The following is a 2,116-nucleotide window of genomic DNA, read 5'->3' on the forward strand; positions in this document are numbered from 1 at the left end:
TGTTATGGTGGATTACGGGCTTTCGGGGCTTGACCTGATAAAGCAGATTCAGGGCGAGGCAATGAAGCTTGATATTGAGCCCAGGGAAAAGATGGCTCTTGTGGAAAAATGCGCAGAGATTGAATTCAGGATGGTTGAGGGCGCTGACGAGTTCGTCCAGCTTGAGGCGCTTCTGAGCAGCTTTGCCATAGCAGGAATGGAAAAAAGCAGGAAATAATTTGAAAGGGAAATAAACAAAATGCCCGGGAAAAAGAGAGCGGAAAAGAGAACTTCTGAAGGCAGTATGCTTTCTGAAAAACCAAGTAGCGGGCTTTTGGAATTAAAACATTCTGGCATTTCAGAAGCAGAAAATGTTTCTGCAAAAAGAGAGCAGGAATTAAGGATTCCTGATTCTTATGAAATAATAAACATGTGCAAGAACGGGATTGAGCACATTAGAGAAATTAATGAGCGGGCTGAAAAGGAAAATTATTCTATGAGGGAAAGGCTTTCGCTTCTGGACATAACTGTTTCTGAAAACCAAAGGATGAAGCATGAGCTTTCTGAAAAGGACAAGACAATCTTGGAATTCCGCGAAAGCATATCAAACCTTTCAGAGGAACGCGCAGAATCCGAGGTCAAGCTTCTGGAATACAAGAACAAAATTTCAGAGGCAGACAGGATAATAAAGCGGATGCGCATTGAAAACATTGAGCTTAATTCAAGAGTTAAGCAGCTTGAGACAGACAATTCAGTCCTTGGAAAAACCATAACAAAAAAAGAGGGCGCAGAAAGCATTTATTCATTAAAAAAGATTATTTCTGAGAGGGAAGATGAAATAAATGAGCTGAAAAGGAGAATTCTCAAGGAAAGGGAAGAAAAGGAAAATTCCATAATGCGCGCAAAGGAAATTGAGCAGAAACTCATTTATTCAGACAATGTGATAAAAGAGTTTGAGAAAGGCGCAGGGCTGAAGATTTTTGCAGAAGACAATCTTAAGAAAGACATAAGCGAGTTGAAGAAGTCCATTTCCGAGAAAGACAAGGAAATAGCAGAGCTGCGCTTCTACATATCGCACAAGAACAAGACAGATGAGCAGCTAAATTCAGACCTTATTTCAGCAAGGGAATCTCTTAAAGAAAAAGAAAAGCTACTTTTAGAAATGCTTTCAAACAACCGCTCCATAGTGGAGCTTGCAAAAGCATCTGATTTAATCTCCAGGGAAAATTCACAAAAGCTTTCTTCTGCAAGAAAGGAGAATGAAATGCTTTCTTCTGAAGCGGAAAGATTAAGAAAACTTGTTTTTGCACAGCAAGACGAGGGAAAGCGCATTATAGACGAACTTAAGATGAGGTTTGAGGCGCAGAAGGAGATAATCTCAAGAAAAGCGACAGAGCAGGAGGTTTTTCTAAGAACCAGGATTGGTGAACTTGAGGAAGGGCTTAAGACAGCGCAGAATGCAATATATGAACGGGATGAAAAGATAAAGAAGCTTATCAAATCAATGAATGAGAAGTCAGCAGAGCTTCTTTCAAGCATGGAAGAGTCATCCAAGGTTCCAATCAATATCCTGAAAAAGGCAAAATTCTCTGGGCAGATTGAAGCAGGAGCCCCAAAAATTTCCGCCATAGAAGAAAAATCATATGCGAGCAGGATGAGTAAGCCATCTGAAAGAAGTTATGAAGGCACTGAACCTGCTGAAATGAAAAATCCTGAAGAGCCCATGCGCGCAAATTATATAGATAAATATCCTGAAAAGCAGCAGATTCCTCAGCGCGCTTCAAAAGCCCCGCTTTCTGCAGCAAAGGTAAAAGAGATTGCATCAATAATAGACATTGCAATGCAGAAGGATTCTCCTGAAAAAATAAAGAACTCTTTATACAAGTCCGGGTATTCAGAGGAGGAGATAAGCGCAGCATTCTCTGAATGGGAAAAATCAAACAAATAAAAATTAGAAAAATAAATCAAAATAAAAATTTCTTCAGCCGCTTTTCCTCACAAGAATGGGAAAACTCTTCAGGTCCATGTAATCATACGCGAGGTTTATGCTCACCTGCTTCTCATACGAATTCTGGTTTGCCGTGTCTACTGTCTGGGTGCAGCTTATTGTTCTCATATTGTTATAAAGAACAACAGT

At 40.0% G+C, this 2,116-nt stretch carries 2 protein-coding genes; both read left to right on the plus strand.

What is annotated here, in order from left to right; genetic code table 11:
• A partial coding sequence (locus NTV63_04240; GenBank protein MCX6710129.1) for a Replication factor C small subunit occupies positions 1 to 217 on the plus strand: 217 nt, incomplete at its 5' end.
• Positions 218 to 238: 21 nt separating this feature from the next.
• Positions 239 to 1,927, plus strand: a complete 1,689-nt coding sequence (locus NTV63_04245) for a hypothetical protein (GenBank protein ID MCX6710130.1) — start codon at positions 239 to 241, stop codon at positions 1,925 to 1,927.
• Positions 1,928 to 2,116 lie beyond the last annotated feature (189 nt).

The organism is Candidatus Woesearchaeota archaeon (assembly GCA_026394965.1).
Taxonomy (GTDB): Archaea; Nanobdellota; Nanobdellia; order Woesearchaeales; family 0-14-0-80-44-23; genus JAPLZQ01.